This window comes from Salmonella sp. SAL04202 (genome assembly GCF_046550775.1).
GTDB lineage: Bacteria > Pseudomonadota > Gammaproteobacteria > Enterobacterales > Enterobacteriaceae > Salmonella > Salmonella enterica.
The window spans coordinates 78095-98201 of record NZ_JBGDXK010000002.1 but is presented as its reverse complement, the minus strand read 5'-3'; the positions used below and the strand labels follow the sequence as shown (position 1 = coordinate 98201).

18 protein-coding genes are annotated in these 20107 nt (G+C 52.7%); 6 read left to right on the top strand and 12 right to left on the bottom strand.

Annotation, left to right across the window (positions count from 1 at the left end):
- Positions 1–251: 251 nt before the first annotated feature.
- From yqaB to ACLJQJ_RS10690, 5 genes are all read left to right on the top strand, one after another.
- Positions 252–818: a fructose-1-phosphate/6-phosphogluconate phosphatase gene (gene yqaB / locus ACLJQJ_RS10710; RefSeq protein ID WP_000271296.1), complete on the top strand. Its 567-nt coding sequence runs from the start codon at positions 252–254 to the stop codon at positions 816–818.
- Positions 815–1240, top strand: a complete 426-nt coding sequence (locus ACLJQJ_RS10705) for a YqaA family protein (protein ID WP_001279499.1) — start codon at positions 815–817, stop codon at positions 1238–1240. The genes yqaB and ACLJQJ_RS10705 overlap by 4 nt, the downstream gene beginning before the upstream one ends.
- Positions 1241–1316: 76 nt before the next feature.
- Positions 1317–2873 (top strand): glutamate--cysteine ligase, encoded by a 1557-nt coding sequence (gene gshA / locus ACLJQJ_RS10700; protein ID WP_000611821.1) that lies wholly within the window; start codon positions 1317–1319, stop codon positions 2871–2873.
- 149 nt (positions 2874–3022) lie between these two features.
- Positions 3023–3538, top strand: a complete 516-nt coding sequence (gene luxS, locus ACLJQJ_RS10695) for an S-ribosylhomocysteine lyase (protein ID WP_001130193.1) — start codon at positions 3023–3025, stop codon at positions 3536–3538.
- 345 nt (positions 3539–3883) lie between these two features.
- Positions 3884–5254: a carbohydrate porin gene (locus ACLJQJ_RS10690; protein WP_000645137.1), complete on the top strand. Its 1371-nt coding sequence runs from the start codon at positions 3884–3886 to the stop codon at positions 5252–5254.
- Between the two features lie 48 nt (positions 5255–5302).
- Here ACLJQJ_RS10690 and emrB read toward each other — a convergent pair whose 3' ends face one another.
- From emrB to ACLJQJ_RS10630, 12 genes are all read right to left on the bottom strand, one after another.
- Complete coding sequence (gene emrB / locus ACLJQJ_RS10685) at positions 5303–6841, bottom strand: multidrug efflux MFS transporter permease subunit EmrB (RefSeq protein ID WP_001187297.1); 1539 nt, start codon at positions 6839–6841, stop codon at positions 5303–5305.
- A gap of 16 nt (positions 6842–6857) precedes the next feature.
- Complete coding sequence (gene emrA, locus ACLJQJ_RS10680) at positions 6858–8030, bottom strand: multidrug efflux MFS transporter periplasmic adaptor subunit EmrA (RefSeq protein WP_001726936.1); 1173 nt, start codon at positions 8028–8030, stop codon at positions 6858–6860.
- Positions 8031–8156: 126 nt separating this feature from the next.
- Positions 8157–8687, bottom strand: a complete 531-nt coding sequence (mprA, locus tag ACLJQJ_RS10675) for a transcriptional repressor MprA (protein WP_000378431.1) — start codon at positions 8685–8687, stop codon at positions 8157–8159.
- Positions 8688–9183: 496 nt separating this feature from the next.
- The gene (locus ACLJQJ_RS10670) at positions 9184–10368 is read right to left on the bottom strand and encodes an MFS transporter (RefSeq protein WP_000165758.1); all 1185 of its coding nucleotides are present in this window, start codon (positions 10366–10368) and stop codon (positions 9184–9186) included.
- Positions 10369–10532: 164 nt separating this feature from the next.
- On the bottom strand, positions 10533–11528 hold the full coding sequence (gene proX / locus ACLJQJ_RS10665; protein ID WP_063808931.1) for a glycine betaine/L-proline ABC transporter substrate-binding protein ProX: 996 nt from the start codon (positions 11526–11528) through the stop codon (positions 10533–10535).
- A gap of 69 nt (positions 11529–11597) precedes the next feature.
- Positions 11598–12662, bottom strand: a complete 1065-nt coding sequence (gene proW / locus ACLJQJ_RS10660) for a glycine betaine/L-proline ABC transporter permease ProW (RefSeq protein WP_000775015.1) — start codon at positions 12660–12662, stop codon at positions 11598–11600.
- The gene (gene proV, locus ACLJQJ_RS10655) at positions 12655–13857 is read right to left on the bottom strand and encodes a glycine betaine/L-proline ABC transporter ATP-binding protein ProV (RefSeq protein WP_000985529.1); all 1203 of its coding nucleotides are present in this window, start codon (positions 13855–13857) and stop codon (positions 12655–12657) included. The genes proW and proV overlap by 8 nt, the downstream gene beginning before the upstream one ends.
- A gap of 354 nt (positions 13858–14211) precedes the next feature.
- Complete coding sequence (gene nrdF / locus ACLJQJ_RS10650) at positions 14212–15171, bottom strand: class 1b ribonucleoside-diphosphate reductase subunit beta (protein ID WP_000777903.1); 960 nt, start codon at positions 15169–15171, stop codon at positions 14212–14214.
- Between the two features lie 10 nt (positions 15172–15181).
- Positions 15182–17326: a class 1b ribonucleoside-diphosphate reductase subunit alpha gene (gene nrdE, locus ACLJQJ_RS10645; protein WP_063808932.1), complete on the bottom strand. Its 2145-nt coding sequence runs from the start codon at positions 17324–17326 to the stop codon at positions 15182–15184.
- A complete protein-coding gene (gene nrdI / locus ACLJQJ_RS10640) occupies positions 17299–17709 on the bottom strand; it encodes a class Ib ribonucleoside-diphosphate reductase assembly flavoprotein NrdI (RefSeq protein WP_001275401.1) in 411 nt (136 codons plus the stop codon). Before nrdI ends, nrdE begins: the two co-directional genes overlap by 28 nt.
- A complete protein-coding gene (gene nrdH / locus ACLJQJ_RS10635) occupies positions 17706–17951 on the bottom strand; it encodes a glutaredoxin-like protein NrdH (protein ID WP_063808933.1) in 246 nt (81 codons plus the stop codon). Before nrdH ends, nrdI begins: the two co-directional genes overlap by 4 nt.
- Before the next feature lie 271 nt (positions 17952–18222).
- On the bottom strand, positions 18223–18654 hold the full coding sequence (locus ACLJQJ_RS10630; RefSeq protein ID WP_000209807.1) for a carboxymuconolactone decarboxylase family protein: 432 nt from the start codon (positions 18652–18654) through the stop codon (positions 18223–18225).
- An 88-nt stretch (positions 18655–18742) separates the two neighbouring features.
- Here ACLJQJ_RS10630 and ACLJQJ_RS10625 point away from each other — a divergent pair, with 88 nt between their 5' ends.
- The gene (locus ACLJQJ_RS10625; RefSeq protein WP_001138463.1) at positions 18743–20077 is read left to right on the top strand and encodes a PLP-dependent aminotransferase family protein; all 1335 of its coding nucleotides are present in this window, start codon (positions 18743–18745) and stop codon (positions 20075–20077) included.
- Positions 20078–20107: the final 30 nt, after the last annotated feature.

Here is a 20107-nt window from a genome sequence, read left to right as displayed (position 1 = left end):
CATATTCTCCATACTTTATTCTCCGTACTTTCAGCGATGAAGATGCAGATAAGATAGCGGTAATCACCGCTGGCATCAGAAGGATAACGTTGCGTCAGCAACGGCCCATAAGGCGAATAATCCTCCCGGATACGTCACTGCCCTGCAATCGCTTTTCCCCTTATCCTGAACACACCTCTTCATCTCTATTAGCGACAAAATCAACCAATTGCGATAAAGTACTGTCTGGTTATTCGGTTTGCGAGAACACGATGTACGCACGTTATGCTGGTTTGATTTTTGATATGGACGGTACTCTCCTGGATACCGAACCCACGCATCGCAAAGCGTGGCGTGAGGTTTTGGGGCGCTATGGTCTTCGTTTTGATGAACAGGCAATGGTCGCGCTTAACGGTTCGCCAACCTGGCTTATCGCCCAGTCAATCATTGAGCTTAACCATGCCGATCTTGATCCCCTGTCACTGGCGCGTGAGAAAACCGACGCGGTAAAAAGCATCCTGCTGGACTGCGTAGAACCGCTGCCGCTGGTTGAGGTGGTCAAAGCGTGGCATGGGCGGCGTCCCATGTCGGTCGGTACCGGTAGCGAAAGCGCTATCGCGGAAGCCTTGTTAGCGCATCTGGGGCTGCGTCGTTATTTTGATGCGGTTGTGGCGGCAGATCACGTACAGCATCACAAACCTGCGCCTGACACCTTCCTACTGTGCGCCCAACGGATGGGCGTCATGCCGACGCAGTGCGTGGTATTTGAAGATGCCGATTTTGGTTTACAGGCGGCGCGGGCGGCGGGAATGGATGCCGTGGATGTTCGACTATTGTGAGTGACGGACTGTCGCTCCTGTCTCTGTTTGCCAGTAGTTTTCTCAGCGCGACGCTGTTACCCGGTAATTCTGAGGTGGTTTTGGTTGCTATGCTGGTCTCCGGCGTCAGCCATCCCTGGGTCTTAGTCTTAACAGCAACAATGGGTAATAGCCTTGGAGGGGTAACTAACGTTATTCTTGGGCGTTTCTTTCCGCTGCGCAAAACGTCGCGCTGGCAGGAAAAAGCGACTGGCTGGCTAAAGCGTTATGGCGCAGCCACACTATTATTAAGCTGGATGCCGGTCATCGGTGATTTGTTGTGCCTGTTAGCGGGATGGATGCGCATCCCGTGGGGGCGGACGATCTTTTTTTTGTGTCTTGGTAAGGCGCTGCGCTATGTTGCGCTCGCAGCGGCGACGGTTCAGGGCATGATGTGGTGGTAATAATTGTAGGTTTGGCATGTATGGCCGCCATTACAGTTATGCTTATTAAAACGATTTGGACAGGCGGGAGGTCAATTTGATCCCGGACGTATCACAGGCTCTGGCCTGGCTGGAAAAACATCCTCAGGCGTTAAAGGGGATACAGCGCGGGTTAGAGCGCGAAACGCTGCGTGTCAATGCTGATGGCACGCTGGCGACAACAGGTCATCCTGAAGCGTTAGGTTCAGCGCTGACCCATAAATGGATTACCACGGATTTTGCGGAAGCCCTACTGGAGTTTATTACGCCAGTCGATGGCGATATCCAGCATATGCTCACTTTTATGCGCGATCTCCATCGGTATACGGCCAGGAAACTGGGCGATGAGCGGATGTGGCCATTAAGTATGCCCTGCTATATTGCGGAAGGGCAGGACATAGAGCTGGCGCAGTACGGCACATCCAATACCGGGCGCTTTAAGACGCTCTATCGCGAAGGGCTGAAAAATCGTTATGGCGCTTTGATGCAAACCATCTCCGGCGTACATTACAATTTTTCATTACCGATGGCGTTCTGGCAGGCGAAATGCGGCGTTACGGAAGGCGAAGCGGCAAAAGAAAAAATTTCTGCCGGCTATTTTCGTCTGATTCGCAACTATTACCGTTTTGGCTGGGTCATCCCCTATCTGTTTGGCGCGTCTCCGGCCATTTGTTCCTCTTTCCTGCAAGGAAAGCCAACCACATTACCGTTTGAAAAAACGGACTGCGGCATGTACTACCTGCCATATGCGACGTCGCTGCGTTTGAGTGATTTGGGCTATACCAATAAGTCGCAAAGCAATCTCGGAATTACGTTTAACGATTTGCATGAATATGTTGCAGGTCTGAAGCGCGCGATTAAAACCCCTTCCGAGGAGTACGCGCGGATTGGTGTGGAAAAAGACGGTAAGCGGCTACAGATTAACAGCAACGTTCTGCAAATTGAAAATGAGCTGTACGCGCCCATTCGTCCCAAGCGCGTGACGCGCAGCGGCGAATCGCCTTCAGATGCGCTTCTGCGTGGTGGTATTGAGTACATCGAAGTTCGTTCTCTCGATATTAACCCGTTCTCACCGATCGGCGTAGACGAGCAACAGGTGCGCTTCCTCGATCTGTTTATGGTCTGGTGCGTATTGGCCGATGCGCCGGAAATGAGTAGCGATGAGCTGTTATGTACGCGTACTAACTGGAATCGCGTTATTCTGGAAGGGCGTAAGCCGGGCCTTACCCTGGGGATTGGCTGTGAAACCGCGCAGTTCCCGCTGCCCAAAGTAGGGAAAGATCTCTTCCGCGATCTGAAACGCGTGGCGCAAACGCTGGACAGTATCCACGGGGGAGAGGAGTATCAAAAGGTGTGTGATGAGTTGGTCGCCTGCTTTGATAATCCTGAACTGACATTCTCTGCCCGAATCTTACGGTCTATGATTGATGAAGGCATTGGCGGCACTGGGAAAGCGTTCGGTGAGGCTTACCGTAATCTGTTACGCGAAGAGCCGCTGGAGATTTTACAGGAAGAAGAGTTTATTGCTGAACGTGACGCTTCAGTACGTCGTCAGCAGGAGATTGAGGCGGCGGATACCGAGCCGTTTGCCGCGTGGCTTGCAAAACACGCCTGACCCAAAAGAAAAAGGCCACTCACGGAGTGGCCAAAATTTCATCGCTGAAAACAGGGATGATGATAACAAATGCGCGTCTTTCATATACTCAGACTCGCCCCGGAACAAAGAGTTCAGTTTATTTTTAAAAAATTATCGGAGGTGACTAAATGCCATTATTAGATAGCTTCGCAGTCGATCATACCCGGATGCAAGCGCCGGCGGTCCGGGTTGCAAAAACGATGAACACTCCGCATGGCGACGCAATCACCGTGTTTGATCTGCGTTTTTGCATTCCGAACAAAGAAGTGATGCCGGAAAAAGGGATTCATACGCTTGAGCATCTGTTTGCTGGCTTTATGCGCGACCACCTCAACGGTAACGGCGTTGAGATTATCGATATCTCACCGATGGGCTGCCGTACCGGTTTCTACATGAGCCTGATTGGCACGCCGGACGAGCAGCGTGTTGCCGACGCTTGGAAAGCGGCGATGGCGGATGTGCTGAAAGTGCAGGATCAAAACCAGATCCCGGAGCTGAACGTTTACCAGTGCGGTACGTATCAGATGCACTCGCTCAGTGAAGCGCAGGACATTGCCCGTCATATTCTGGAGTGTGATGTGCGCGTGAACAGCAATAAAGAGCTGGCGCTGCCGAAAGAAAAACTGCAGGAACTGCATATTTAGTCTTATTGGTAAGCGTTTCCAGTATTTAAATTAACCCCGGTCTATGGCCGGGGTTTTTTATTGCTTAATATAATTTGCGTTTATTATATTTGCGGCGAGAATACATTTTAAATTAAGTAATGCCTGGCCTGTTAAATAATAAAATGTGATCTGGTAAACAGAAAAGGCGGATAACTCACGATGCCAGAGTGTATTGATCACATAAACTAAAAATCATAAATAATTAATAGAAAAACATAATGGAATGCGCCAGATATCCAGGTAATAACAAGACTCTACTAATAGCCGGTCGATGGGGTTTTTAGCAAATCTTATCTGGTATACATCAAACTTAAGGGATAAAAAATGAAGGCTAAATATTTGGCGCTGATGATCGGCGCTTGCTTTTCTCATAACCTTTGGGCAGCGAATAATATCACTATTGAGCAGCGTCTGGCTGAACTGGAGCAACGTGTTGTTAATGCTGAAAAACGGGCATCCGATGCCGAGGCGCAAATTCGCTCGCTGAAACAGCAGCAGGTCGCCGCTACGCCGACGGTGAATGTCCAGTCCGCCGAGCCCATTGCAGCAGATAAAACGCCGCCGAAGCTGACCTTATCCGGATTCAGCGATATTAAGTTCTATGGCGATGTCGAATTTAATATGGATGCGGCAAGCCGTTCCGGTAGCCTGACCTCGATGAGAACGTCAGCGAATAAAGATTGGGCATCAGGAACCAATGAACGCTGGGATATTAACGGACGCCTGTTGTTGGGCTTTGATGGCTACCAGCGGCTGGACAACGGTAATTTTGCCGGATTCTCTGTACAGCCTCTGGCGGACCTGACCGGAAAAATGAACCTTGATGATGCCGTTTTCTTCTTTGGTCGTGAGAATGACTGGAAAATTAAGGTTGGTCGTTTTGAAGCCTACGATATGTTCCCGCTGAATCAGGATACGTTTATTGAATATTCGGGGAATACAGCGAACGATCTTTACAGTGACGGTTACGGCTATATCTATATGATGAAAGAAGGACGGGGACGTAGCGACAGTGGGGGTAACTTCCTGCTGAGTAAAACCATCGACAACTGGTATTTCGAAGTTAACACATTGCTGGAAAATGGCAGTACGTTATATACCGAGAAGCAGTACCACGGAATGGATTTAACCAACGATAAAAACGTGGCTTACGTCCGTCCGGTTATCGCCTGGCAAAACGGGCGTTTTTCAACGGCGATAGCGATGGAAAGTAACGTCGTTAACAACGCCTATGGCTATTATGAGAATGGGAAGTGGATCGATCAGTCAGATCGTACGGGCTATGGTTTTACCATGACCTGGAATGGTCAAAAAACTGACCCGGAAGATGGCGCAGTGATTAACCTGAATACCGCCTATATGGATGCGACCGATGAGACAGATTTTACCGCTGGGGTGAATGCGCTGTGGCATCGATTTGAACTGGGTTATATCTATGCGCATAACAAAATCGAAGCCTTCAATGCTACTAATATCGATGCCGTTTGTGAGGACGATTGTTGGATCACCGATCCCGGCAATTATGACATTCACACTATTCATGCCTCATATTTATTCCCCAACGTGATGGATATGAAAAACTTTAACATCTACCTCGGTGCCTATGCTTCATGGGTAGAGGCCAATCCGAATAATGGCGATAACAGTGAAGATGCGCGTTACGGCGGGCGTCTGAGATTCAAATATTTCTTCTGATTGTTGGTCTACTAAAAAAGGGATCCGCAGATCCCTTTTATCAGATAGTTAGTGCGCGCCGCCACCGCCGCCGCCCGCACCGAAGGGCGGTTTGGCGAACCACACCAGGCCGAGCAGCACCAGGAAGATCCCCGCCGACATCCAGAAGATTTCGTTGGCGGAAATAATCAGCCCCTGATTCGTGATTTGCTGAGCTATCCAGCCTGACGCCTGTTGGTGCGTCATCCCTAAGCCTTCCAGTTTATCGTACATAGCCTGAGCGTTTGGATTATACGCCGTAATCGACTCGGTGAGCTGCGCATGGTGTAGCGACTCACGATCGGTCCACATAGTGGTGGTAATCGAGGTGCCGATGGAGCCCGCCAGCGTTCGCGTGAAGTTCGACAGGCTTGATGCCGCCGCCAGCCGTTCTGGCGGTAACCCGGAGAGCGTAATGGTGGTCAGCGGCATAAAGAAGCAGGCGACGGCAAATCCCTGAATAAACTGCGGCCATGCGGAAGCGCCGAAATCCATACCCGGTTCGAACGTCCAGGCGCGCCAGTAAAAACAGACGGCGTACATAATGAAGCTGAACGTGACCAGCCTGCGCATATCCAGTTTATGCGCGAAGCGTCCGATAATCGGCGACAAAATTACCGGAATAATGCCGACTGGCGCCGACGCCAGACCTGCCCACGTTGCGGTATAGCCGTACACCTCTTGCAAAAGCTGCGGCAGTAGAACAATGGCGCCGAAATAGAGCATATAGGCAAGGCTGATGCACAAGCAGCCAATCGTGAAGTTACGCGATTTAAAAAGAGAAAGATCGACGATAGGGTGATCGTCGGTCAGTTCCCAGACGATCAGGAAACTGATGGCGATGACGGCGACCACGGTCAGGATGATAATTTCCTGCGAGGAGAACCAGTCCAGCTCTTTACCGCGATCGAGCATAATTTGCAGGCTGCCGATGCCAATCACCAGTAACGCCAGCCCGACGGCGTCAATACGTCGCCGTTCGGTATGCGTTTCACGTCCGCGCAGCGTGTGTAACGTCATCAGGACGACGGCGATGCCAATCGGCACGTTGATGAAGAAAATCCATCCCCAGTGGTAATTATCACTGATATAGCCCCCCAGAATCGGGCCGCAAATCGGCGCGACAATGACGGTCATTGACCAGAGCGCCAGCGCAATGGAGCGCTTTGCAGGCGGATAGTTATTCAGCAACAGGCTTTGCGAGAGCGGAATCAGCGGCCCGGCGACCACGCCCTGCACCACGCGGAAGAAGATCAGCATATTCAGGCTGCTGGATACGCCACAGGCCCAGGAGGCCGCGGCAAAGGCGACCGTCGACCACATGAACAGTTTGACTTCGCCAAAACGTTTCGCCAGCCAGCCGGTTAAGGGAATCGAGATAGCGTTCGCCACCCCGAAAGAGGTGATAACCCATGTCCCCTGGCTTAGGGAAGAACCCAGGTTCCCGGCGATGGTCGGAATCGCCACGTTGGCAATGGTGGAGTCCAGCACCTGCATGAATGTCGCCAGCGACAGCGCGATCGTCATGATGACGAGCTGCGCGCCCTCCAGCGGTTTTTGCTGTTGCATCACACGCACCTCAGGATTAACCCGCGTTAGCCTGCACTATGTCGTCGATCAGTTTATTGACCGGCGCGAGATTAATTTCGCGTGCGTTACTTTCGGCAACCGGCGTCGTTCGTACCTGGCTGGCCAGTACCTGACCGTCGCGATTAGCGGTATCCACGGTGACCAGCGTCGATAAACCAATACGCAGCGGATGTTGTTCTAACTGGCGGGCGTCCAGTTCGACGCGTACCGGCAGACGTTGAACCACTTTAATCCAGTTACCCGTCGCATTTTGCGCGGGCAGCAGAGAGAAGGCGCTGCCTGTTCCCATATCCAGACCGACGACTTTACCGGTGTATTTTACGTCGTCGCCATAAATATCAGTAATCACCGTCACTGGCTGCCCAATGCGCATATTCGCTAATTGAGTCTCTTTAAAGTTAGCGTCCACCCACAGATCGGTTGCAGGCACCACGGCCATCAGCGGCGTGGTGGGGCTGATCTGCGCGCCAGGCTGGACGGCGCGGCGGGAGACATAACCGGTCATTGGGCTGACGATGCGGGTACGCTCCAGCGCCAGCCAGGCGTTACGCACTTCGGTCGCCGCTTGTTGAACCGCGGGCTGATCTTCCAGTTTACTGTTGAGTATCATTGCCTGGTTGGCATTGTACTGTTGAATGGCGACATCCAGCCGTGCCTGCGCGCTGGCGACGGCATCGCGGGCGTGTTGCAGCTCTTCACGGCCAATAAGATTGGCGTTACCCAGCGGCACACGACGGTTAAGGTCGCTTTGCGCTTGCGCCAGGGCGGTTTTTTGCACGTCGATATTCGCCTGCAACTGCTTGCTGTTAATCATCAACTGGTGCGTCTGGCGCACGCTGGAGGCCAGCGCCGTTTTAGCTTTTTCAAACGCTTGTTTGGCGTCAGTCTGATCGAGCGTGACCAGAACATCGCCCTCTTTTACAAAGTCGGTGTTATCAGCCCAGACTTTCGTCACGCTGCCTGACACCTGCGCCATGATTTGAACCTGGTTCCCTGCCACGTAAGCATCATCTGTCTCTTCAATATGACGCAATACTAAAAACCAATAAATTCCATATGCCACGGCAATAATAACAAAGAGCAAGGTAAGAAGTAGCAGCGCTGTTTTGCGTTTGCCTTTCTTCTTAGCCGGTTGCTGCGGGGTTTGGATCTCCGCATTTGCGCTCATGTTGTTCTCCACGATCTTATTATTCACATCGGCTGAGCCGACCTGTTGTCAGAAAGGCCAGCAGTAATGCGTGCCGGCCTGTCCGCTTTCCTGTTATTAATCTGGATTTTTGAGCGGGTCGGCGCTTTAGCGCAGCGCCTCAAGAACAGTGCCTTCCTGCTCCATTTGATCAAGACGCGTCAGGAGTTTACGAGTGATGTGCTCAAGTTGATCTTTTTCGGCTGTGCTAAGTGATGACCAGAGTTGATGCAGACAATGATGCTGAGGCGGAAGCACTTCTTGCAAAAATGCCTGGCCTTTCTCCGTTAATTGCAGATGCAGGCAACGGCGGTCGTTATCGCTCTCACGACGCTCAATCCAGCCGCGTTTTTCCAGCTCATCTGCAATGCGTGTCGCATTGGTGCGAGATGAACCCAGCGCGCAGCTTAATTCAGACGGCTGAATACTGTGGTTTTCCTGAGACTCCAGCGTAATCAACGCCATAAACAACGTCTCGTTAATCCCTTGAGCCTTCAGCATTTTATTGCGGTTTTCCAGGAGCTTGCCTTGCATGTGCATACAAAGACGAGTCAAAAGAATTTCCTGGTAAGGAAAGTCTTCGTGACGGCTGGCGCGAAATTTTAGCATTTGTTCAATGGGCGTAAACGAACTATCCATTTGGGCATGACCTCATTAATTTCAGCCGATATAGTAACGACAGTGACAAATAAAGTAAATGTATTATTAATACAAAATCATTCTTTCAGGCTATAAAGCAACCAATGATACGCAGACTGAGACGTCAGCGGGAACATTGGGCCCGGTAAAGCGCCGCCTGCGGCAAATCCAGGAATGACGAGAAAAGCGTGAGTGCCTGCATGAAAAAATCAGGAGAGAACGATAAGCGGGAGGGGCGAAAGCCGGGTAAACGGCCTTACAACCCGATGCAAAAGCCACCGGAATATCACGGATAGCTATCGGTGAACGACCTTCGAATCCTTGAACGGGCGCTATTGGCCTGGGAGCAGATGGGGATGCAGGGCTTTCCATAGAATTATATTATTCTTCACCGGTATAAAAATAACCATGATAAATGAATAGCATAACCTTAACAGACTGGGGAGCTCCTTAACACCCTAAGGAGCTTAAACAAAGGTAAACGCTCACTATCCGCTTAATTTACGGCTTCCTGTCGGTGAAAACCTCGCCACCAGACCAGTAAATTAAGTAAGGCTACCGTGACACCCGCCAGACAAACGCCAGCCCAGCCGGCATGTTGCCAGGCGGAGGCGGAAATCAGCGACCCCGCGGCGCCACCGATAAAGTAGCTGGTCATATAGCCGGCGGTGAGCCGGTTACGCGCATCCGGATGCAAACGATAGATGACCGTCTGATTGGTGATATGTACCCCCTGAACGGTGAGGTCCAGTACCAGAATGCCAATAATCAGCGCCAGTACCGAGGTGTGCCCAAGCCAGATAGCCAGCCAGGAGAGTAACAGCAGCAGTAAGCCGAACGTGGTGGTGAGGTGAGATTTACCTTTATCGGCAAATCCGCCCGCCGGACGCGCGCCTAAAGCGCCAGCGGCCCCCGCCAGGCCAAACAGGCCAATCATCCCCTCGGAATAGCTAAACGGCGGCGCGGCGAGCAAAAAGGCCATTGACGTCCAGAGGATGCTGAAATTAGCAAAGGTCAGACAGCCCAGCAGCGCGCGGGTACGCAGCAGCTTATCGTGAATAAACAGGCTGAATACAGAACCCAACAGTTGCGGGTAGTTAAGATGGGTGTCGGATTTGAGCTTTGGCAGTCCGCGCCATAACGCGACGGCCATCAGCGCCATCAGCGCCGACGCTACCCAAAATACGGTGCGCCAACCGCCGAGGTTTGCCAGCAGTCCGGCGACCGTTCGCGCCAGCAGGATCCCCAGCAACAGGCCGCTCATAATGGTGCCGACCACTTTACCGCGGGTGGCGGGCGTCGCAAGCGTAGCGGCCAGCGGAACCAGAATCTGCGCCACCACGGAGAACAGTCCGGTTAAGGCCGTTCCGAGTATCATCATGCTAAGCGACTGACTGCTGGCGGTGATCAGCATTCCGCCAGCCGCCAGCAACGTCATGGAGACAATCAGCGTTCGGCGTTCAAACATGTCGCCGAGCGGCACCAGAAACAACAGGCCAGCGGCATAGCCCAACTGCGCGGCGGTAACGATAAACCCTGCGGAGCTGGCGGAAAGCGAAAAGTGATGCGCGATGGTATCAAGCAGCGGCTGGGCATAGTAGTTGCTGGCGACCGCCAGACCCGTGGCCACAGACATTAAAACGATCAGCGCCGGGCTAAGCTCATGAGTGGGTTTCGTCATTATGGTAATCGTGATTCAGATAATTATTTCCTGGGAAAACAATCATAGCGGATGTTGATGAATAAAGGGGAACGGTGACGTGATGAATCGTGCGCTTTGAGGAGAGATTGCGTTGGCCGGATAGCGGCGCATGAATTGCGCCTTATCCGGCATAAAAAACGATACTATTTCTGCGCGGCCAGCGCTTCTTTCACCCAGCCGTTAAACTGCTGCTGGTGGGCGTTGATCCAGCCGTCCACGTGGCCCTGAACATCGGCTTCAGACGATTTACCGGCATGCATCATGGCGTTCTGCGCGTTGATATCCGCCAGCGGCAGCTTCATGATGGCGAACAGTTTCGCCGCCGCCGGGTTTTTCTCCGCCCATGCCTTATTGGCGACAATATGCATGGTATTAACCGGGAACCCATAGTTCGCGCCGTTCGGCAGTTTAGTATCAATATTTTTCTGTTCGCCCGGCAGAGAGGAGAACGGCACCTGTAGCCAGACGACATCTTTACCCGGCTTCATTACGTCGCTCACCCAGTACGGGGTCCAGGTGTAATACAGCACCGGCTTGCCTTCTTTAAAACGGGTAATGGTATCAGCCATCATCGCCGCATAGTTACCGTGGCTGACCTCAACGGTTTTTTGCAGATCAAACGCTTTATTCTGGTGATTGATCACGGCTTCGCAGCCCCAGCCCGGCGAGCAGCCCATCATGTCCGCTTTGCCGTCGCCATTGGTATCGAAGATTTTGGCGATTTTCGGATCTTTTAGCTGAGCGATATTGGTGATGTTGTACTGCTCGGCGGTTTTTTTATCGATCAGATAGCCCTGCGCAGCGCCGGAGACGAAGACGCCCTCGCGGTAAAACTTGTTGTCTCCGCCTGCTGCGGCATACATATCATCATGCAGCGGCTGCCAGTTCACGGCGGTAAACGTCGCATCGCCAGAGGCGATGGAGGTATAGCCTACGTTGTAATCGACTTCACTCGGCTTATTTACGGTATAACCCAACTTTTCCAGCGCCCGGCTGACCAGTAACGTCTGGAAGGACTCTTCAGAAATAGTGCTTTGGATAGGTTGAACGGTAATGCCTTTGCCAGGCAGGTCGGCAGCGAAAGCGCTGGCGGTGACAAGGGTGGCAAACGCTGAGGCAAATATCACAGTATGTCGCATCGTTGTTCCTTTAATTATGGTAGGGAGTTGTAAGCCCGGTAAGCGCAATGTCACCGGGCGTCAGGAGAGTTACTTAACGAAAGGGCGGGTGATTAGCCCAACAGGACCGGTGGTATACCAGCGACGGTTACCGCGGCTACGCGAGTCGCGCCCGACGGCCTGCGTCAGACGGTCCAGAATGATGGCGAGAATCACAATGCCGACGCCGCCGACGGTTGCCAGCCCCATATCAAGACGACCAATGCCGCGTAATACCATCTGGCCAAGCCCGCCGACCGCAATCATCGAGGCGATGACGACCATCGAGAGAGCCAGCATCAGCGTCTGATTAACGCCTGCCATAATGGTGGGCATCGCCAGCGGTAGTTGCACTTTGAACAACATTTGGCGCGGGCTGGCGCCGAACGAGCGCGACGCTTCAATTAAGTCGGCAGGCACCTGGTTAATGCCCAGGATCGTCAGGCGTATAATTGGCGGTAGCGCAAAAATAATCGTCACCACCACGCCCGGCACGTTACCGATGCCGAATAACATGACAATCGGCACCAGATAGACAAACGCGGGCGTGGTCTGCATCGCATCCAGCAGCGGACGAACTATTTTGGCCGCGCGCGGGCTGCGCGCCAGCCAGATTCCCATCGGTAATCCGATCACGACGCAGAACAACAGGGCGGTCAGCACCAGCGCCAGGGTAATCATCGCCTGCGACCAGGCGCCGATCGCGCCGATGGCGATCAGCGATATCAGCGCCGCGATCCCCATGCCCACGCCGGAAACCTGCCAGGCAATCAGCGCAAAGAGAATAATCGCCACAGGGGCGGGCATTCCCAGCAGCAGTTGCTGAAAGCCGTTAAGGATGTAATCCACCGGCACACGAATCCCCTGAAAAAGGGGACGGAAATGGGTGACGACCCAGTCGATTCCCTCTGTGACCCAGCTATCCAGCGGGATCAGCGTCTTATGGAACGGGTCCAGAAGAGAAAAGTGTTCAGGGGCTGGCGCGGGCGCGCTGTTCAACCAGTCGGTACTGCCGCCGTCCGTGGCTACGCCTGCCGGTGTTCCCCAGGCATCAGCCGTTTGCGTCGTAGTATCGGCCACCTGTGCGGTATCCCACGGATTCGTTTGATCAGCCATTGTTACCCCCCTCGCGATCTAAAGCCTGTAGCAACATACGTTTTGAAATAATGCCAACATACTGGTGTTCTTCATCGACAACCGGCACTGCGCAGGGCGCCTGACCGACGTGAGAGAGCAACTCGCTGAGTGGGGTTTGCGCATCAACGACTAAAGGGTCGTCGATAAGCGCCGCTTCAATCCCTTGCGCCTGGCTTAATGCCGCTTTTAATGAGTCGATGGACACGACGCCCACGAATTTATTGCCACGCTCAATGACGTAACCATATTCACGGTCTTCGTCCTGTAATAATTTCAGTGCCGAACGGGGACCAAAACCTGGCGTTTTACGAATTAATCCGACCGGGCTGCGACGGGCAATATCTTTGGCGCTAAAGACCTGACTAATATCCACGCCACGGAAGAACGTGCGGACATAATCATTTGCCGGATTATTCAGGATCTCATCCGGCGTACCAACCTGTACGACCTCGCCATTTTGCATAATGGCAATCCTGTCGCCAATACGCATAGCCTCATCAAGATCGTGGGAAATAAAGACAATGGTGCGCTGATGTTTCGCCTGTAATTTCACCAGCTCATCCTGCATTTCGGTACGAATTAATGGATCGAGGGCGGAAAACGCTTCATCCATTAATAAGATATCAGGGTTGATTGCCAGCGCGCGGGCAAGCCCAACACGCTGACGCATCCCACCGGAAAGTTCATCCGGATAGGCGTGAGCGTAATTCTCAAGCCCCACCTGACGCAAGGCGTCCAGCGCTTTTTCTCGACGCTCTTGCGCCGCGATGCCCGCTAATTCCATACCGAATGCCGTATTATCCAGCACGGTCATATGTGGCATGAGCGCAAATGACTGGAAGACCATCGCAATCTTTTTCCTGCGCACCTCGCGAAGCTCAGCGTCTGATATTTTGGCAATATCAACGCCGTCAATCAGTACCTGTCCGCGGGTGGGTTCAATCAGGCGATTGAGAAGGCGTACCATTGTGGATTTACCCGAGCCGGATAATCCCATGATGACAAATATCTCGCCTTCTTCAATGGCCAGACTGGCGTCTTTAACGCCAAGCGATAGCCCCGTTTTTTCCAGTATTTGCTCTTTCGATAGTCCCTTTTCAATATATTTGAAGGCACGCTGCGGATGCTCTCCAAATATTTTATACAGATTCTTCACTTCTAATTTAATTGCCATGCAATAGAATGATTCCTGTTATTTACTTATGTCGATATGTTACCTGATAGAAATAGTTACCTTTTTCTACCCTAACATACTCAGAATCTGAGACAACCCTGAATTTGCTTCTGGCATGAATATTGCGAGGTGCTATCGGCTGTGATTTCCCATGATATAAGGGCTGAACGCGAATGGGGAGGAAGAGATATTTTTTGGAACAACCAGCAAAAATCCACCTGAATTGGGGGAATCCAGGTGAATAATGTCACTCGTATTGAGTGTAGGACATGTTATAATATTTGCGCGATTTGACTCCCTATTGCTTGAAATAAAGGCATGGGAAATGTAACGTTATTTCCCATGCCCGTAAGGTTAAAAATTCCAGTCTTCGTCTTCGGTTTCGACTGTTTTCCCCATCACATAAGATGAACCTGAGCCGGAAAAGAAATCATGGTTTTCGTCGGCATTCGGCGAGAGCGCGGCAAGGATTGCGGGATTCACGTCTGCCATCTCCGGCGGAAATAACGCCTCATAACCCAGGTTCATTAAGGCTTTATTGGCGTTGTAGCACAAGAAGGCTTTGACGTCGTTAACCCAGCCGGTTTCCGCATATAACGCTTCTGTGTAGCGGATTTCGTTGTCGTACAGTTCCATCAACAAATCCAGCGCGAAAAGCTTTAACTCTTCACGCTCGATTGCCGATAGTTTTTGTAGCGCTATCTGATACTTATAGCCAATATAATAACCGTGAACCGCTTCATCGCGAATGATTAAACGAATCAGGTCGGCAGTGTTCGTGAGCTTACCGCGGCTGGAGAAATACATCGGCAGCCAGAAGCCGGAATAGAACAGAAAAGACTCTAAAAAGACGCTGGCAATCTTTTTCTTTAGCGGTTCATCGCTGACGTAATGAGCCAAAATAATCTGCGCCTTACGCTGTAGCGGCGGGTTTTCTTCGCTCCAGGCGTAGGCGGCATCAACCTCTTTCGTCTGGCACAGTGTGGAAAAAATAGAACTGTAAGAGCGGGCGTGTACCGCTTCCATAAAGCTGATGTTCGACAGTACTGCCTCTTCATGCGGCGTGATGGCATCTGCCATTAACGACGGCGCGCCTGCGATGTTCTGGATAGTGTCGAGCAGCGTAAGACCCGTAAACACGCGAATAGTGAGCTGCTGTTCGGCGGCGCTCAGCGTCTGCCAGGCCGGAATATCATTCGATAACGGCACTTTTTCCGGCAGCCAGAAGTTACTGGTCAGCCGGTTCCACACCTCCAGATCTTTGTCGTCCTGGATCTTGTTCCAGTTGATGGCGCTAATACGAGATAATTTCATATGGCTTTCCTTATAGCGCGCAGGATACGCAGCCTTCAATTTCAGTACCTTCCAGCGCCAACTGGCGAAGCCGGATGTAATACAGTGACTTAATACCTTTTCGCCAGGCATAGATCTGCGCCTTGTTGATATCGCGGGTCGTGGCGGTATCGGGGAAAAACAGGGTGAGCGACAGTCCTTGATCGACGTGGCGCGTGGCCTCGGCATAGGTATCAATAATTTTTTCCGGACCGATATCGTAAGCATCCTGATACATGTCCAGATTTTCATTGGTCATAAACGGCGCGGGGTAATACACACGCCCGGTTTTGCCCTCTTTGCGAATCTCAATTTTGGCCACAATCGGATGAATGCTGGAGGTCGCATGATTAATGTAAGAAATCGAACCGGTCGGCGGCACCGCCTGCAAATTTTGGTTATAGATGCCATAGCGCATCACATCGTCGCGCAGCTTTAGCCACATTTCTCGTGTGGGCAGCGTAATGCCGCTGCGGGCAAATAGCGCCCTGACTTTCGCCGTTTTCGGTTGCCAGTCGTCCTGTAAATACTGCGTAAAATAGTCGCCGCTGGCATAGCGCGACTGCGCAAATTCGGCGAAGGTTTTGCCGCGTTCGCGGGCCAGCCGCATTGAAGTATGCACGGCATGCCAGGTAATGGTGTAAAAATAGAGATTGGTGAAATCCAACGCCTCCGGCGAACCGTAGGCAATGCCTTCTCTCGCCAGATAACCATGCAGATTCATCTGGCCCAGACCGATGGCATGAGAGGCGGCATTACCGGCGGCTATTGAGGGCACGCTGCGTATATGGCTCATGTCCGACACCGCCGTCAGGCCGCGAATAGCGGTTTCTACGGTACGACCAATGTCCGGTGAATCCATGACGTGAGCGATATTCAGCGAGCCGAGATTGCAGGAGATGTCATGCCCGATGTGGGTATAGTCAAGGTTATCGTCGTAACGGGAGGCGCTATTGACCTGTAAAATTTCCGAGCACAGGTTGCTCATATTAATGCGCCCAGCAATGGGATTCGCGCGGTTTACCGTATCTTCAAACATGATGTAGGGATACCCGGATTCGAACTGAATCTCCGCCAGTGTTTGAAAAAAGTCACGGGCGTTAATATAGGTTTTACGCACGTGCGGATCGGCAATTAATTCATCGTACCGTTCGCTAATGGCGATATCGCCAAACGGTTTGCCGTAGCGTCGTTGTACGTCATAGGGCGAAAAGAGCGCCATTTGCGCGTTTTCTTTCGCCAGCCGGAAGGTGATATCCGGGATCACCACGCCGAGAGAGAGCGTTTTGATCCGGATTTTTTCGTCAGCATTTTCCCGTTTGGTATCCAGAAAACGCAGAATATCCGGGTGGTGCGCATGGAGATAAACCGCGCCGGCCCCCTGGCGCGCGCCAAGCTGGTTGGCATACGAAAATGCGTCTTCCAGCATTTTCATCACCGGGATCACGCCGGAAGACTGATTCTCAATGCGTTTGATCGGCGCGCCCGCCTCGCGCAGATTGGAGAGTAAAAACGCGACGCCGCCGCCGCGTTTGGAGAGTTGCAGCGCCGAATTCACCGCTCGCCCGATCGACTCCATATTGTCTTCGATACGGAGCAGGAAGCAGGAGACCAGTTCCCCACGCTGCTGTTTGCCGCAATTTAAAAAAGTCGGGGTGGCGGGCTGAAAGCGACCAGAAAGCATTTCATCGGTCAGTTGGGTGGCCAGTGTTTCGTCACCCTGCGCCAGCGTCAACGCCACCATTGTCACCCGATCTTCAAAGTGTTCCAGATAACGTTTGCCGTCGAAGGTTTTCAGCGTGTAACTGGTATAGAACTTCCAGGCGCCAAGAAACGTCTGGAAGCGAAAGCCGCTGGCATGGGCGTGCTCGAACAGGCGAAGGACGAAGGCGCGGTCGTAACGCGCGAGGACGGCGTCATCGTAATACCCTTCCCGAACCAGCGTCTCCAGACGTTCATGCTGGCTGGCAAACGTCACGGAATGCGGGCGGACGTGGGCGGCAAAGAAGGCGTCGATCGCCTGCTGGTCCTTGTCGAACTGAATATGGCCTGCTTTATCATAAAGATTCAGCATCGCGTTCAGGGCGTGGTAATCCATGGTTTCCTGCATTACGCGCTCCGGGGTAGTTGTTGCCAAAATTCATTTACTCCTTTTCGGACGTTATCGATGTCGCGTTGTGTGCCCATGAGCTCAAAGCGGTACAGCCAGGGGACGCCGCATTTTTGTGCTATCACATCGCCAGCGCATCCCCAGGCATCGCCGAAATTGCGGTTACCGGAGGCGATGACGCCGCGAATGCGCGCCCGGTTGTGTTCATCATTTAAAAAGCGGATCACCTGTCGCGGCACCGCACCGGCCATCCCGCCGCCGCCGTATGACGGCACAACCAGAATGTACGGTTCGTCTACCTGAATTCGCTCCCGTTCATTGAGCGGAATACGCGTGGCAGGCAGCCCCAGACGCTGCATAAAACGGTGCGTATTTTCAGAGCTGCTGGAGAAGTAGACAAGCGCGCTCATGCGTTTGCCGCGTGGGGTGTCGGGTGCAGACGGTTAATCATGTCCGGGCGGAAGCCAGACCAGCTCAAATCGCCCGCCATCACCACCGGTAATTGACGAAATCCTTGCGCCCGGAGCGTATCCGCTGCATCCGGCACCAGATCGACGTTCACTATCTCAAATTCAAATCCACGGCTTTCCATCGCCCGCTTTGTGGCGTGGCACTGAACACAGTTATTGCGAGTGTAAATAGTAATGCTCATGATTCGTATTTCCATTTAAAATGAGAAAACGGCGCGATGAAACGCGTCGGATTGTCGTGTGTTGATACACGAAATACTAGATGTAGTTGAATTAAGATTCAACCATACAAGATATGGGAATTTTCGATTGATTTTAACGTCGCTGATGAACGCAGCGGGGGAGGGGCGGCATGGCTAATTTTTGCCGGATGGCGGCGTGAACGCCCGATCCGGCCTGCAGGTTGACGCATAACAGAGTTGGCTGACATCTGCGCCATCCGGCAACAATGCGTCACATTCGCATACCGATCGCCAGACGGTTAAAGCAGTTCATTAAACCGATGGCGAAGGTCAGATCGCTGATTTCACGCGCGCTGAAATGATCGAGCAGCGGCAGGTAAACATTATCTTCGGCGTGGGTTTCAGCAATGTGCGTCACCGATTCCGCCCAGGCTAACGCCGCGCACTCTTGCTCGCTGAAATGGTGGCTTACCCGCCATCCTGCCAGCGCATCTAATTTAGCTTGATTTACGCCAGCCTTACGCAGCGCTTTACTGTGCATCTCCAGGCAAAATGCACAACCATTTATTTGCGAAACACGCAGGTAAATCAGCTCCATCAGAGTGAGGTCAAGCGTGCTCTTTTCCAGCGCGTTTTTCGCCTGCACCAGAGCGCTATAAACCTCCGGGCTCAGTTCATAATAGGGTTGGCGTAACGTCGTCATCATGTTTCTCCTCGTGTTGATGACGAGCACTGTAGCACTATAATGGTCTGTAAAAGAGAGCCATATTTTTACAGAAAAAGCAGACCATATGCCGCGCTATCAGCACATCGCTCGTCAGTTAAAAACGGCCATTGAGCAAGGAGAACTCGCGCCCGGAACGCGTTTGCCTTCCAGCCGAACGTGGGCGCAGGAACTGGGCGTTTCTCGCGCCACGGTGGAAAATGCCTATGGCGAACTGGTGGCGCAGGGCTGGCTGGAGCGACGTGGCCAGGCAGGCACGTTTGTGAGCAACGCTCTACGGTTTGAGACGGCGCCGCCGATACCCGCCGTTTTTGCCGGAGAAAGTCCGGAGCCGAAACCCTTTCAGATGGGGTTACCGGCGCTGGATCTCTTTCCACGCGAGAAGTGGGCGCGAGTGATGGGGCGTCGGTTGCGCACGCAGACGCGCTTCGATCTGGCATTAGGCGACGTCTGCGGCGAGGCGATTTTGCGCCAGGCGATAGTCGATTACCTGCGGGTTTCGCGTAGCATTGAATGTCTGCCGGAACAGGTATTTATTACCTCCGGTTATGCGGATTCTATGCGGCTAATCCTGCGTACATTGTCTGTGCCGGGAGACAGCATGTGGGTGGAAGATCCCGGCTTTCCGTTAATTCGCCCGGTGATAACGCAGGAGGGGATTACGCTGGCGCCGATTCCGGTCGATGCCGATGGGCTGAATGTCGCGGCGGGGATGCGGGATTGCCCGCAGGGGCGCTTTGCATTGGTGACGCCCGCCCATCAAAGTCCGTTGGGGGTGGCGCTGTCGTTAACTCGCCGACGGCAACTTCTGGCATGGGCGGCGAATGTGCAGGCCTGGATTATTGAAGATGACTACGACAGCGAATTTCGTTATCACGGTAAACCGCTTCCGCCGCTCAAGAGTCTGGATGCCCCGCAGCGAGTGATTTACGCCGGAACGTTCAGTAAGTCGCTCTTTCCGGCATTACGTACCGCCTGGCTGGTGGTGCCGATAAAGCAGATTGAGCATTTCCGCCAGCAGGCGTCGCTGATGCCCTGTAGTGTACCGTTGTTATGGCAGCACACGCTGGCTGATTTTATCCGTGATGGCCATTTCTGGCGGCATCTGAAAAAGATGCGTCAACATTATGCTCAGCGACGGTTATGGATTGAAGAGGCGCTGGCAGAACAGGGATTTGTCGTGACATTACAGAAAGGCGGTATTCAATTGGTTATTGAGGTTGAAGGTGATGATAAAGCGCAGGTAGCAAAAGCGAATCAGGCCGGACTGGCGGTACAGGCGCTAAGCCGTTGGCGAGTGGTTTCGTCAGGAAAGGGGGGCATTTTACTGTCGTTTACCAATATTACTTCCGCTGCCATGGCGAAACAGGTCGCGTGGCAGCTTCGACAGGCGATACAGTAACCGTTTCGCCGAATGGCGCGACCTGGGCCT